Origin of the sequence: Chromobacterium haemolyticum, from assembly GCF_002081825.1 — a bacterium.
In the GTDB taxonomy this organism is placed as follows: Bacteria; Pseudomonadota; Gammaproteobacteria; order Burkholderiales; family Chromobacteriaceae; genus Chromobacterium; species Chromobacterium fluminis.
Genome location: NZ_MUKU01000022.1, coordinates 16,481 through 29,646, shown reverse-complemented (window position 1 = coordinate 29,646; position 13,166 = coordinate 16,481). Strand labels below are relative to the sequence as shown.

At 64.9% G+C, this 13,166-nt stretch carries 11 protein-coding genes; 7 read left to right on the top strand and 4 right to left on the bottom strand.

What is annotated here, in order from left to right; genetic code table 11:
• Positions 1 to 54 precede the first annotated feature (54 nt).
• Positions 55 to 3,156: a non-ribosomal peptide synthetase gene (locus tag B0T39_RS16095; RefSeq protein ID WP_176219575.1), complete on the top strand. Its 3,102-nt coding sequence runs from the start codon at positions 55 to 57 to the stop codon at positions 3,154 to 3,156.
• A gap of 143 nt (positions 3,157 to 3,299) precedes the next feature.
• Here the strand turns inward: B0T39_RS16095 and B0T39_RS16090 are convergent, their stop codons facing one another.
• Complete coding sequence (locus B0T39_RS16090; RefSeq protein WP_081548307.1) at positions 3,300 to 4,187, bottom strand: LysR family transcriptional regulator; 888 nt, start codon at positions 4,185 to 4,187, stop codon at positions 3,300 to 3,302.
• A 138-nt stretch (positions 4,188 to 4,325) separates the two neighbouring features.
• Here B0T39_RS16090 and B0T39_RS16085 point away from each other — a divergent pair, with 138 nt between their 5' ends.
• The 3 genes from B0T39_RS16085 (at position 4,326) to B0T39_RS16075 (ending at position 7,049) form a co-directional block, all read left to right on the top strand.
• The gene (locus B0T39_RS16085; protein ID WP_081548305.1) at positions 4,326 to 5,201 is read left to right on the top strand and encodes an MBL fold metallo-hydrolase; all 876 of its coding nucleotides are present in this window, start codon (positions 4,326 to 4,328) and stop codon (positions 5,199 to 5,201) included.
• Between the two features lie 280 nt (positions 5,202 to 5,481).
• The gene (locus B0T39_RS25160) at positions 5,482 to 5,697 is read left to right on the top strand and encodes a hypothetical protein (protein ID WP_141111262.1); all 216 of its coding nucleotides are present in this window, start codon (positions 5,482 to 5,484) and stop codon (positions 5,695 to 5,697) included.
• Positions 5,679 to 7,049: an amidase gene (locus B0T39_RS16075; RefSeq protein ID WP_081548301.1), complete on the top strand. Its 1,371-nt coding sequence runs from the start codon at positions 5,679 to 5,681 to the stop codon at positions 7,047 to 7,049. The genes B0T39_RS25160 and B0T39_RS16075 overlap by 19 nt, the downstream gene beginning before the upstream one ends.
• Before the next feature lie 73 nt (positions 7,050 to 7,122).
• On the opposite strand, the gene B0T39_RS16070 is transcribed toward B0T39_RS16075, so the two are convergent.
• Entirely contained in the window at positions 7,123 to 8,031 is a 909-nt protein-coding gene (locus B0T39_RS16070) for a LysR family transcriptional regulator (RefSeq protein WP_081548299.1), read from the bottom strand.
• Between the two features lie 114 nt (positions 8,032 to 8,145).
• On the opposite strand from B0T39_RS16070, the gene B0T39_RS16065 reads away from it, so the two are divergent.
• From B0T39_RS16065 to B0T39_RS16055, 3 genes are all read left to right on the top strand, one after another.
• Complete coding sequence (locus B0T39_RS16065; RefSeq protein WP_081548297.1) at positions 8,146 to 9,087, top strand: DMT family transporter; 942 nt, start codon at positions 8,146 to 8,148, stop codon at positions 9,085 to 9,087.
• A gap of 161 nt (positions 9,088 to 9,248) precedes the next feature.
• Positions 9,249 to 9,725, top strand: coding sequence for a hypothetical protein (locus B0T39_RS16060; RefSeq protein ID WP_081548295.1), 477 nt, complete (start codon positions 9,249 to 9,251; stop codon positions 9,723 to 9,725).
• Positions 9,726 to 9,784: 59 nt separating this feature from the next.
• Positions 9,785 to 11,206 carry a Dyp-type peroxidase gene (locus B0T39_RS16055; protein WP_081548293.1) on the top strand — a complete coding sequence of 474 codons (1,422 nt, stop codon included), beginning with the start codon at positions 9,785 to 9,787 and terminating at the stop codon, positions 11,204 to 11,206.
• Between the two features lie 2 nt (positions 11,207 to 11,208).
• Here the strand turns inward: B0T39_RS16055 and B0T39_RS16050 are convergent, their stop codons facing one another.
• A complete protein-coding gene (locus tag B0T39_RS16050; protein ID WP_254894572.1) occupies positions 11,209 to 12,306 on the bottom strand; it encodes an SGNH/GDSL hydrolase family protein in 1,098 nt (365 codons plus the stop codon).
• 173 nt (positions 12,307 to 12,479) lie between these two features.
• Entirely contained in the window at positions 12,480 to 12,971 is a 492-nt protein-coding gene (locus B0T39_RS16045) for a surface-adhesin E family protein (protein ID WP_081548291.1), read from the bottom strand.
• Positions 12,972 to 13,166: the final 195 nt, after the last annotated feature.

Here is a 13,166-nt window from a genome sequence, read left to right as displayed (position 1 = left end):
AGACCAACCGCCGGAGGGTGCAAAGCGCCCTTGCCGACAGGACATGAAAAACCAATGACTCATCCAACAGAACTCAGCGCCTGCCAAACGCTTGCCGAGGCTTTCTCCCGCTCGGTCCAGCGCTTTCCCGACCGCATCGCCGTGCAATGCGCGGCGGCTTCGCTCAGCTACCAACAGCTGGACCAACGGGCGGACGCCCTGGCCCGCCGGCTCCGCGTCATGGGCGTGGGCGCCGAAACCCTGGTGGGCTTGTCCGTGCGCCGATCGTCCAATCTGATCGTCGCCATGCTGGCCATCCTGAAAGCCGGCGGCGCCTACCTTCCGCTGGACCCGGAGTATCCGGCCGAGCGGCTGGACTATCTCATCGGCGACGCCCGGCCCAAGCTCATCGTCTTGGATGAGGCATCGCGGGAAAGGCTGGCCGCCGCCGCGTCCGCCAAGGGCATCCCGCAGCTTGATCTGGACGCCTTTGCCCCATCGCGCGACGATCACGCAGAGACGCCCGCAGACGGCGCGCCGAATCGCGACAAGCTGGCTTACGTCATCTATACCTCGGGCTCGACCGGAGGCCCGAAAGGCAGCCTGATCACCCACCGCAATGTGCTGCGGCTGTTTACCGAGTCCCAGCCCTATTACGACTTTGGGCCGGAGGACGTCTGGCCCTTGCTGCATTCCTACGCCTTCGATTTTTCGGTCTGGGAAATTTTCGGCGCGCTCTTGCATGGCGGAACCTTGCTGGTCCCGGACCTGGCCATCATTCGAGACCCCTCCGCGCTGCTGGCGTATTTGCGGCGGCATGGCGCCACGGTGCTCAATCAGACGCCGTCCTTCTTCTATCAGCTGGCCTTGTATTTGAGCGAACATCCGGAACAGCGCGAGGCCCTGGCGTCGCTGGCCTTCGTGGTGTTTGGCGGCGAGCGGCTGGACCTGATCCAGCTCAAACCCTGGTTCAAAACCATGGGCAACGAGGGCCCGGTGCTGGTCAATATGTACGGCATTACCGAAACCACCGTGCACGTCACCCTGCATGTGGTCGACGCCGACGAGACGAAACACCGGAAGTCCGCCGGCATCGGCTCGGCCTTGCCGGACTTGTCGCTGTTCCTTCTCGACGAGGACTTGAAGCCGGTGGCGGCCGGCGATGTCGGCGAGCTGTATGTCGCCGGCCCAGGGCTGGCGCGCGGCTATCACGGCCGGCCCGGCCTCACCGCCGAGGCCTTTATTCCCTGCCCCTTCCCCGGCCACGAAGGCGCGCGAATGTACAAAACCCAGGATCTGGCGAAGATCGATCCGCACGGCGAGCTGGTTTACGAAGCGCGCAAGGGCGGCTACCTGAAGATCCGCGGTTTCCGGGTTTCGCTGGCGGAGATCGAGTCCGCGCTCTGCGAGCTGGACGGCGTCGCCAACGCGGTAGTCCAGGCCTCGTCCGAGGACGGGCGCGATCTGCTGTCGGCCTATCTCCGCTTCGCGTCCGCGCCGCTGAGCTTGCGGGAACTCCGCCAGGCGCTGGCGGAAAAACTGCCCGGTTTCATGATGCCGCACCACTTTCATTGCATCGACAGCCTGCCGCTGACCGCTCACGGCAAGATCGATCGCAGCCGGTTGCCGCAAATGGCGCGGGCCCTGAGCGACGAACGCCCGCCGGACGCGCCGGCCTCGGCCGATGAAGCCGACATGACGGCGATCTGGAGCCGGGTGCTCGGCGTGGAGCGTCTTGGTCCTAACGATGACTTCTTCGCCTTGGGCGGGGACTCGATCCGCGCCGTGGAACTGATCATGGCGCTGAATCGCGCCGGCTGGGCCGCCACGGTGGAAGACGTGTTTCATTCGCCGAATGTCCGGGATCTGAACGACCGCAGCCTGCGGGGCGAAACCGGTTTGCCGCCGACGCCGGCGAAACGGGCAAACGCCGTGTCCGATATGCAGCGCGTCATGCTGGAGCAGTATCAGGCGGCCCCTGCGGGACTTGGCGTCTATCATGTGCAGCAGTGGTTTGACTGCGAAAACCGGACGCTCGACATCGCGCGGCTCATGGAAGCCTTCCGCTTGGAGTTCTCCCGGCATCCCGTCTTCCGCACCCTCTTCGTCCGCGACGGCGACGCGATTCTCCGCATCGACGCGGGGAGGGAACGGGTGCGTCTGGACGCCGTCGACATCCGGCGCGACGCCCCATCGCGGCGGCAGGCGCGGATTGCCGAGTACGCGCGCGCCGACCTGCATGCGCCGTTCAAGCCGTTTGAAGCGGCCAGCGAAATGGCGCGGCTGCGTTTCTTCCAAACCACGGACAGCCGCTGCGTCGTTTTCCTAAGCATCCACCACGCGATAGACGACGGCTGGGGCCAGCAACGCTTTTTCGACGCGGTATTCCAGCGCTATCGGCGCCATGACGCCGTCGCGCCGATGGCCTGCGCGGATGTGTTTTCCGAATATGTCGCCCTCCAGCAGCAAATGACCATGGACCCGGCGGCGATTGAATACTGGCGGCGAGCGCCGTTTGCCGGAAAACAGACGGTTGAGCGAAGGAGAGCGCCTCCAACCGGGATGATGGAACACAAAAAACGCATCGCGCCCCGGCTGGTGGCCCGCGTCGGCCACTGCGCGCGCGCGCGGCGCATCCAGACGCGATCCTTGTATTTGGCCGCCGCCGGGCAGGCGATCGCGCGCGCGACCCGGGACCCTCAGGTCCTGATCGGAATGGTGGTCAACGGCCGGGTGCCGGAACTGAGCGATCCTCTGGAGGCGGTGGGCCTGTTCTGGAATTTGCAGCCGCTGTCGTTTCAGGCCCTGGAGTGCCCTCTGGAGACGGCTGACGCGATCCACCAGCGCCTGCTGCTACAGGAAAAATACGCGCTCTACCCGCACAGCGCGATTTTCGATGCGCGCGGCCCCGGCCGGGAGTTTTATTACACCTTCAACTTCACGAATTTCCGGGCGCGGGATTCGAAAGAAGCGGATTTGCGGGACTGGGACGGCGTGGATCTCTTCCACTACCCCGTCAATATCGCCGTCCATCTGGACGACGGCTCGGACATCGCCGAATTCCGGCTAAGCTGCGACCCCGCCTATTGCCGCGAGGCCGCGGCGGACGCGCTGTTCCAGGCTTTCGAAGAGGCGCTGGGCGTCGCCGTCGGGGCGCTGGCCGACATAGGCGCATGACGCGACCGGGCATGCCGAACGCCGTCTCTCCCCCCATGGCGAGACGGCAAGCGGTCCACGCCGCGCCCTTGACGGCGCGGTCAAGCGCGAGGCGGGGCAGCCGCCGGCGCTCCCCGGCCTCAGCGCTATCGACGCTGGGCGGCTCAAACGCCTTGAAGCGCGGTCAGAAAGCGCGTCAGCGCCGGATTGACCGCGTCCTGGCGGCTGACGAAGGTCAGCGGCATCGGCAAGGACAGGTCCCGCAGCCGGAAGAAGCGAGCCTGAGCCGGAGGCCGGCCCAGATTGGCCGAGTTGACGATGGCGGCGCCGATGCCGGAGCAGACCAAGGACAGGATCGCTGTCTCGGTGCCCGCCTCCTGCGCCACCTTGAGATGCACGCCTTGTTGCTGGCACGCGCCGATCAAGCGATCGTAATAGCCGGGATACGCTTCTCGCGGCAGCGTGACGAAGGGCCGATCCGCCAGGCTGCTCAGCGCAACGGGGAGGTTTTCGTCGTGGCCGGTGTCCCAGCAACGCGGCAGCGCCAACACCACGTCGTGCTCCAGCAAGGGGATGCCGGCGACGCCTTCCGGCAGGGGCTCGTATTGGTAGATGAAGCCGCCGTCCAGCGCGCCCTCCGCCAAGGCGCCCAATTGCTGCGGCGTGTTCAACACGCTCAGTTCCAGCGCCACCTCCGGCGCCTCCGCCTGGAAGCGGCTGAACGCCTGGGGCACCAGTCCGTCCCAGCCGGCGTTCTCCACGCAGCCCAGCCGCAGCCGGCCCAACAGCCCGGCGGCCACGCGCCGCGCGCCCTCGGCCGCGTCGTCCAGCGCGGCCATCGCTTTGCGCACATCGCGCAGATAACTTGCGCCGGCGGCGGTCAGCTTGAGGCCGCGCGACGAACGTTCAAACAAGGGCAAGCCCAATTCTTGTTCCAGGTCCTGGATTTGCCGCGACACCGCCGGCTGAGTGATGTGCAGGCGCTCTGAGGCCAGGCGCACGCTTTGGTGCTCGGCCACGGCGACGAAGTAACGAAGATGACGCAATTCCATGCGGGGTCTTTCGGCTTGACTATGCCTTTAAGTTATCACGAATTAATAATTCGGCATTGGAAAGCATGGATAATTTCCGCGATAGTGACGGTCAAGCCGCCGGCCGCACCGGCGCCCCCCCTAGCCGCAGAGAACCAAATGGACACCATCAGCCCCACTTATCAACTTGGCGACGCCAAGATCACCCGCGTGACGGACACCCTGCTGCACGGCCTGGCCCCGTCCTTCCTCTATCGCGATTGGGACGAGACGCTGCTGGCGCAAGAGCCGGGCTTGCGCGGCCTGCTGGACGCCGACGGCGCACGCCTCACCCTGAGCGTGCACAGCTGGGTGGTGGAATGGGCCGGCCAGGTTTTCCTGATCGACACCGGCGTCGGCAATGACAAGGAGCGCGCGTTCAACCCGCTGTTCCACCGGCTGCAAACGCCCTTTCTGGAACGCCTGGCCCACGCGGGCATCCAGCCCGCGGACGTCGACCACGTGTTGCTGACCCATTTGCACGCGGACCATGTGGGCTGGAACACGCGGCTGATCAAGGGCCAATGGACGCCCACCTTTCCCAAGGCCCTCTATGCTTTGCCGCAAGGCGATCTGGATTTCTTCGCCACGCCGGTAGCGGACAGCCGGCGAATGGTGTTCGACGACAGCGTGGCGCCGGTGATCGCCTCCGGTCAGGCCCGCGTCATCGGCCGGGATGGCGGCGACTACCAGGACGGTTTCCGCTTCCACCCCACGCCCGGCCATTGCGCCGGACATATGTCCATTTCGCTGAGTTCCCGCGGCGAGACGGCGCTGTTCTGCGGCGATGTGATGCACACGCCGATGCAGGTCTACCGTCCGGAGTGGAATTCCGTCTTCTGCCGGGAGCAGGACGAGGCGCGGAAATCGAGGCACTGGCTGCTGGACTTCGCCGCCGAGCGCAGCGCCCTGGTGTTCAGCGCACATTTCTCGGGCTCCTCGGCCGGCCGGGTCACGCGCCGGGACGGCGGAGATTTTGACTGGCAATTCCTTTGAGAAGGTGTTTACGATCTCGCGAGCTAAGTGGAGCGCCCTAGCCCGCGCAACTTTAATCCGTTGCCGACAAGCTACTCTATAGAGCCTGTTCAAAGTCTCGCGAGCAAGAGCGAGACAAGGCGGAAACAGCTGAAGAAGCGGAATGTACAAGTGGTACATGAGCATGCTGAAGCTGTACTCACCGCGCCACGTCTCACGGCGCGCAGCAGACATAGAACAGGCTCTAATGCCTGCTGTGCAGTGTGAAACCTTGCACAGACCCCAACCCCAGGAGCTTCCCATGCCCCTTCCCATCCTCACGCCACAGGCCGTGGCCGCCCAGGCCCAGGCCGCCGGCCTCAGCCTTGATCCCGAGCGCCTGGAGGCCGTTGCCGCCACCCTGGCCTTCATCCGCGCGGAAATCGCCAAGCTGGACCAGCCCGGCCTCGCCGACGCGCGCTTTGTCCAACCCTTCGATCCTGACTGGAGGTCAACGCCGTGCAAGCTTATCAATTGAACATCATGGACGCCGCCCGGCTGATTGAGAGCGGCCAGTTGTCGCCGGTGGAGCTGACCCGTTCGGTGCTGGAACGGGCGCAAGAGAAAGAAGACCAACTGTCCGCCTATGTCGCGCTCGTCGCGGAGCAGGCGATGGCCGACGCGCGGCAGGCCGAGCTGGAGATACGCCGCGGCGACTATCGCGGCGTTTTGCACGGCATCCCCTATACGCTGAAAGATTTGATAGACGCGGCCGGCCTGCCCACCACCGCCAGTTCGCGCGTGCGCCGGCATCACCTCGCCGCAGCCGACAGCGTGGTGGCGGCCCGGCTCAGGCAAGCCGGCATGATTTTGACCGGCAAGACGCACACCCATGAGTTCGCGTTTGGCCTGACCACGCCGCAAAGCAACAACCCCTGGGCGCCGGAGCGCTCCCCGGGCGGCTCCAGCGGCGGTTCCGCCTCCGCGGTCGCCTACGGCGGCGCGCTGGCGGCGCTGGGCACCGACACCGGCGGCTCGATCCGGGTACCGGCCGCGCTGTGCGGGCTGGTGGGCCTCAAGCCCACTTACGATCTGGTGCCCCGCCAAGGCGTGGTGCCGTTGTCCGGCTCGCTGGACCATGTCGGCCCCATCACCCGCACCGTGGCGGACGCCGCGGCGCTTTTGGACGCCATCGCCACCCGGCGGCCCGCGTCGGCCGACAGTTACCGCCAGGGTCTGGACCAAGGGGGGGACGGCCTGCGCGTCGGCGTGCCCGGCAATTATTTCTACGATCGCATCGCGCCGGAGATCCAAGCCTCGCTGCGGGAGCAGCAGGCCGAGTTGCTTGCGGCCGGCGCGGTGCTGGTGGATGTCGACATCCCGCTGGCCGAACTCATCCTGCCCATCCAATGGGGCCTGATAGCGCCGGAAGCCGCCGCCTATCACCGGGACGCGCTACGTCGCGCGCCGCAGCTGTACGGCGAGGAGGTGAGGACGCTGCTGGAAGCCTGTATGCTGGTACCGGACAGCGATTACGTCCAGGCCCGACGCGCACGGATCGCGCTGCAGACCGCTTGGCGGCGAATGTTCGCCGACATCGACCTGCTGCTGGCCCCCACGGTGCCGCACACCGCGCCGCTGCATGGACAGGACAACTTCGTCTGGCCGGACGGCGTCGAGGAAAGCGTGGTTTCCGCCTATATCCGGCTGAGCACGCCCGCCAATGTGCTGGGCCTGCCGGCGCTGACGGTGCCGGTGGGGCTGGACCGGGCCGGACTGCCGTTTGGCGCGCAACTGATAGGCCGGCCTTTTGACGAACGCACCGTGCTGCGCGCCGGCCAGGTGTTGGAGAAGCGCTGCCACATCCGCTTTGACCTGCCCCGGGCCTAAAAGCCTGTTCACAATCTGCCGCGCGACGGCGATACGACGTTGAAAGCCTGTTCTCGCTCTGCCTCGCACCGGCTCACAAACCGCCCAGCGAACCGTCGCGCAGGCTCTTGGCCATGGTTTTAGACGTGTGCAGAAAAGCCGCCACCGCCGGGCTGACGTGCTTCAGGCTGGGCACCGCCAGGCCCACCGCGCGCCTCACCTTCGGCGCCAGCGGCTTTTTCACTACCCCGGGACACAAGGCCAGCAAGGGCGCCGGCACCGCGAGATCGGCGACGATGGACACCCCGGCCCCGTTTTCCACCATTTTGACGATGGTGAGTATCTGGGCGTAGCGGTGCTTGACCCTGGGCCGCAAGCCGGCGTTTTCAAACAGTCTCTCAATCAGCGTGGTGTTGCCCGCCAAAGTCATGATGAAAGGCATGTCGCACAAATCCGCCAGCTCCACCGCCGGCTGACCGGCCAGCGGATGGCCGGCCGGAATCAGGGCCACGAACTGGTCCTCCACCAGCGGCAAGGTGTCGAAGCGCTCGTCCGGCAGCACCACAAAGCCCACGTCCACCCGGCGCTCGCTAACCCACTGCGCCACTTCGTCGTCCTCGCCCTCTTCCACGAACACGTCGATTTCCGGATAAGCGGCGCGGAACTGTTCGAGAATGCGCGGCAACAGCAGCAGCGACGACGTCGTGCCGAAGGAGCCGATGCGCAGCACGCCGTGGTTCAAGCCGCGCGCCGCCGACGCCTCCTGGCGGATCGCCTCGGCCACGCCCAGCAGCTCGCGCACGCGCAACAACAGGCTATTTCCGGCTTCGGTGGCTTCTATGCCGGCCTGGCCGCGCGTCAGCAGCGTCAGCCCCCACTCCTTCTCCAATTGCCTGATCGCGTGCGACACCGCGGATTGGCTAATGCCCAATTTGTCCGCCGCCGCGGTGAAGCCGCCCAGCTCCGCCACCAGCGCAAAAATTTCCAACTGCGTAAAGGTCATGACCGCCTCGCCCGCTCATGAGCAAAAGCTCATTTTCACATGAATTCAAACAATCAATAGTATATGCCCACCCACACAGCATCAGGAGGCCGGACCTCTTGCCCGGCGCCCACCATGACTCACCCAAGCTCCATCGCCATCGCCGCGCAGCCGGCGCGCGCCCAAGCCGCTCTCAGACCGGCCCTGACTTTCAAACTGACGCTGACCGCGCTGTTCTGGGGCGGCACCTTCATCGCCGGCAGAGTGCTGGCGCAGTCCATGCCCTTGATGACCGCCGCCTTCGGACGCTTTCTGGTGGCCGCTCTGCTGCTGGTGCTGGTGGCCTGTCGGCTGGAAGGCGGGCTGCCGCGGCTGAACCGCTCGCAGATCGCCGTCACCGCGTTTCTGGGCTTCACCGGCATCTTTCTCTACAACGTCTGTTTCTTCGGCGCGCTGGCGCGCCTACCCGCCGGCCGCACCGCCTTGTTCGTCAGCCTCAACCCCATCATGACCGCGCTGGCCGCCAGCCTGATTTTCCGGGAGAGTTTGGGCCTGCGCCGCTGGGCCGGCATCGGCGTGGCCTTGCTGGGCGCCATGGTGGTCGTCACCCGCGGCGATCTTGCCGGCACAGTCCACGATTTCAGCCAATCCTTCGGCGCCGGAGAAGCCCTGATGAGCCTGGCGGTGCTGAGCTGGGCGGCCTACACGCTGGGCTCTCGCAAGGCGATGGAAACCCTGAGCCCGATAGCGGCCACCACCTACGCCACCCTATGGGGGCTGGCCTTCCTGTCCCTGGGCGCGGTCGGCGAGATCGGCTCCGTTCCATGGGCCTCCTTTGGCTGGCGGATCTGGCTGTCCCTGCTCTACATGGGAGCCATAGGCACCGTGGTGGGTTTCATCTGGTATTACCAGGGCATCCGGGAAATCGGCCCGTCGCGCGCCGCCGTGTTCACCAATCTGGTGCCCGCCTTCGGCGTGATCTTGTCCGTGGGGCTGCTGGGGGAGCCCATCTTGGCGTCCATGCTGGCGGGCGGCGCGCTGGCGGCGGCGGGCGTGTCCTTGACCAACCGGAAATGAGCATCCGGCCGCCTCCGTTCATGCCGGACGCGGCCATCGGGCAAACCATTAGTACGAATACCTAAATCAAGGCATTTGATTTGCAAAACGAATAAAATCGTATTGACAGTCAAAGTCGCGCTGCTAGGCTTCAATTCCCAAACCCCTTAGGGAGAAGCTTCATGGCCAGCCCGCTCACCCTGCTGATGCCGGTCGTCCCCGGCACCAGCTTGCAAGCCATCGCCGCCACCTTGGCGGAATACCAGCCGAAACTGCATGAGGCGCTGACCTCCATCGGCACAGTCCATTACGCACGCACTCTGCTGCTGGACCGCTCCGCCGCCAATTTGCAGCCCACCGGCCAAGCCGGCGATAACTACGTCATCGCGGTGATCACCGAATACGACGGCAGCTTCAACGCCTACATCAACGACTTCGTCGCTCAGGTGGGCACCGTCTTCGACGCCTTGCTGCAATTCGTGGTGGGCGGCAAAGCGCTGATTCCGGTGGCCAACAATGTGGCGGCCTTCCAGGCCTTCGTCACCAAGAACGACGCCTCCCAGCAACCGCCCAACAACGGCGACGGCACTCAGAACGACAACGGTTTGTACCAGGCCTACCCGTACACCGTGCAGACCATACTCGCCGCGCTCGGATAACCCACCTTCGCCAGGCGCGGGCGGCCCGGTCCACGCCCGCCCTTGCTGAAAGGCCCGCCATGAACAGCCCCGTTCTCCAATACGACGATATCCAAGGCACGATTTTGCGCGGCTACCGCGTGGACCTGGCCCGGCACTTCGTCCTGAGCATCCGCGATCCGGCCGCCGCCGGCCGCTTCATCCGCAAACTCGTGACCGGACAAGACGGCCTGCCGCGCGTCACCACTGCGGAACGCTGGCTGAAAAAACCCAGCGGCTTTCTGAACATCGGCTTCACCTGTCCCGGGCTGGCCGCGCTGGGCGTCGGCGCGGAACAGCTGGCCAGCTTCGATCCTGCCTTCCAGTTGGGCGCCACCAATGCGGCCTCCGCCAGCGCCGTCGGCGACGTGGGCGACAGCTCGCCGGCACAGTGGATAGGAGGCCTGGCCGACGGCGGCCGGGTGCACGTTTTGCTAAGTCTGTGGGTGGCCAAGGACCCGGCGTTGCTGGAAAGCCTCAGCGCGCGCCTGCGCCGGGGCTTCGCCGACGGTTTCAGCGAGCTGTCCGCCCACGACGCGCAAGCGCTGCCGGACAACCAGATTCACTTCGGTTATCGCGACAGCATCGCCCAGCCCACCATCGCCGGCGCGCCGGCGCGCAAACGCCAAGCGCCGGATGATCAGGAAGTCGTCGCCACCGGGGAGTTTCTGCTGGGCTACCTCAACCAAAGCGGCGGCGTGTACACGGTCAAGCCCGAACAGCTCAGCCGCAACGGCAGCTACGCCGCCTTCCGCATCCTGGAACAGGACGTGGCCGGCTTCGACGCGTTTCTGAACGAGTACGCGGCCAAGGCGGGCATAGACCCCGAGCTGCTGGCGGCCAAGGTCTGCGGACGCTGGCGCAACGGCAACCCGCTGACGCTGCGGCCGGATGAGGCCGGCGCCACCTTGCCCGCAGATCAATTAAACGACTTCAACTACGTCAACAGCCAACCGTCCCAGGATGACACCCTGGGCCTGAAATGCCCGATAGGCTCGCATATCCGCCGCAACAATCCGCGCAACGGCGCGGTGGTGGGCACCGACAGCGCGCATCACCGCATCGTGCGTCGGGCCATGCCTTACGGCCCGGCTTACGACCCGCTCCGCCCCACCCAGGCGGCGCGCGGGCTGATCGGCTATTTCATCAACGCCAGCCTGAGGAATCAGTTCGAATTTCTCAGCGGCCAGTGGAATTTGCTCAGCGACTTCGTCAAATCCGCAACCGAACCGGGCAACCCGGACGCCGGCAACGCCGTGTTCAACATCAGCGGGGAAGACGTGTTCCTAGGCGTCAACAACGCCGCGGACAGCAGCTTCACGCTGGCCGCGCCCGGCCGCATGGGCAAGAACAACACCGTGCTGAAGGGCTTCTCGCGGATGATCACCACCCGCGGCGGCGCGTATTGCTTCTTCCCTGGCATCGGCGGCCTGCGCTACTTGGCGGACCTGGCCGCGCCTTAAGGCTAGGCCGGCCTGCCGTATTGCTCGCGGATAAAGTCCGTCATGTGCGCGGCCAGGATCTGGTGCACCTCCTGGCTGGGGTGCACCTCGTCGTGGAACAGGTGGCGGTGCGAACTGTCCAGCGGCCGTGTGTCGCCGGCAAAGCCGAACACGCGCGGCAGGTCGATATAGCCCTCGTGCTTATTGTGCATGGTGTCGTAATCCACTGTTTCCGCCAACGACATCAGATAGTCCAGCTTGGCGCCGATATCGAAGAAACGGATGGTCACCCCGGCGTCGCGGTAGCGGGCTTGCAGCGCCTCCACCGCCTGGCTCAGTTGCCGGTTATGCCGCTGCGACAAGTCTTTCAGCTTGGCGGCCTCCTCCGGCGGCTGCTTGCGCGCGTTCACGGTTTTCGACAAATCCGGTGCGCCGGCCACCAGAATGTCCTTCACCCCCTTGGCCACCAGCTTGTCGATCTGCCGTTCATAGGTCCGGATCACCTTGTCCACGTCGGTCTTGCCGAAAGTCATGTAGTCGTTGGAGCCCAGGGCCAGCACCGCCATATCGCCCGGCTGGAAGTGGTGCTTATTGATCTGGCGCTCCATATGGGAGATGAACATGAAGGCCGGGTTCCACTTGGAGTACTTGCCGGCCACCGCGCCGCCCTCGGCGTAATTGACCACCTGCTTGCCCAGAAAAGCCTTGGACGCCAGGAAGTCCGGCCAGGCGAAGCCATTGGTGAAACGCCCTTCGTAGTACTGACGAGAGGACGGCATCACCCCCAGACTCTTGCTGAGCATGCGTCCTTCGGAATCCGACAGGCTGTCGCCTATCACCACAAGGCGCTGGATATGGTTCAGGCTCTTACCCTCCCCGGCTGACGCGGCCGGCGTCTTGGCCTGCACCGCCTGGTTTTTCAGCGCCAGCGCGAACAGCGCCTTCTTGTCGAAGCTAAGCGAATCCACGGAGCCCGCCCGCGACAAGGTGGCGGGATCATGCCGCAACTGCCGCAACCTCATGATCAACCTGGATGCCTCCGCCAGACGGGCCTCCTCGCGCTGGACGCAGTGCCTGGGCACTAGCAGTTTTCCGGGTACCAGTTTGCAAGTCATCGGCATGGCGTGAGCTCCTGTGCGTGATCCGTGGCGCGATCGATTGGTTTTCAATGAGCCGCAGCATGCCTAAACGCATGAACGCAAGCTTGCTTAAAACGATCACGCCGCCGGCCACGCGCGCAAAAAAGCCCTGACCTCGCAGGGCTATTTCTGGACTCGAACCGTTCCCGGCCCGCTCAGCGGCTCTTATCCCGTTGAAACGCCAGATGTTCGCTGGCGTAACGCCGCTGCTCCCTCAAGAACCCCTGAATGCCCTGCCGCATCGCCACCGCCATGTCCGGCCGTTTTTCCGGTTTGCAGATATAGGTCCACAGAAAATCCTCCTGCGTGTCCGGCTGGATGTCCTCCATCTTGGCATGCTCAAACTCGGTTTCGCGCGGTTCGCCCTTCACATCGAAAACCACGGTCATCGGCATCACGATCAGGCGCTGCCGACAATGAATCTCATACAAAGACTGGCTGTAGGCATAGCCCGCCATCGGTTTGTCCGCCTCGAATCTGGGCGCGCACAGTGTCCAGAACTTGGTGGTGCCGTGAGGCGATTGCGCGATGCTGTCGGTATCGATCAACAGCCCGCCCTCGCTGGGGTTGAAATAAGTGAAATCCCAGCTGGAGGCGCTGGCCATGGCGGAACACAAGACAAAAACGCAGACGATGACTTTCAACATTCTGATTCCCAATATTTTTCCAATCAATACGCGCAATGCAGCGACGGCGGGCATGATAACAGCCCTGGTTTTTTCGTGTGGATGGCCGGGCGCGCGCCCTCGCGCTCTGAATCAAGCGCGCGGAGTCGAAACAAGACAAGGCGAATCGGTGCCGCGCTGGGCCAAGGCTGGTAAATGGGTCGCGGACCAAGGGCG